The 575-nt window shown below is 49.6% G+C and carries 1 protein-coding gene; it reads right to left on the bottom strand.

From position 1 onward, the window contains the following. A partial coding sequence (locus J5224_RS34270) for an MFS transporter (protein ID WP_264629298.1) occupies positions 1-575 on the bottom strand: 575 nt, incomplete at both ends.

The raw sequence follows: 575 nt of genomic DNA, 5'->3' as shown, positions 1-575 counted from the left end.
GGAGCAAGCTGATAATAGCCAAACATGCAAATATTGAGCAATGCGATCAGCACAGCGCTACGCCAGATATCACCGTCTTTTAACATGCATCTGAAAGTACGAAAAAAGGGACTCTGTACTCTCTGTAGAGGACGGGTTTCTGGCAATTGCCATGCTGCGTAGCTGAGAAGTGTGGCAGCTAACACAGCAAGGCCGGAGAATACCCCTTGGAACCCCCAGTAATGCGTCAGCACTGTGCCACTCAATACTCCCACTGCCGGACTGATCGCCATTGCTATTCCCATCAGAGAAAACACCTGCGCCAGTTCTTTTCCGTTAAAACAATCTCGTATCGCTGTTTGCGTTCCTACTGATCCAACTGCTGCACCAAAAGCCGCGACAACGCGCGCGCTCAGCAATACAGTAAAGGAATGACTTAGCACGGCGACAATTGAAGCAAGCAGGTATATCCCAAGACCCAATAAAATTACCGGTCGCCTCCCCATCACATCGCATAACCGCCCCCAAACCACCACGCCAAGTGCAAAAGAAAAAAAATAACTGGATAACGTTTGTGCTGCGACTTCCGCTGTGAC

It is taken from the genome of Candidatus Symbiopectobacterium sp. NZEC135, assembly GCF_025962695.1.
The sequence above is the reverse complement of the archived record's forward strand: the minus strand, read 5'-3'. Positions and strand labels throughout refer to the sequence as shown.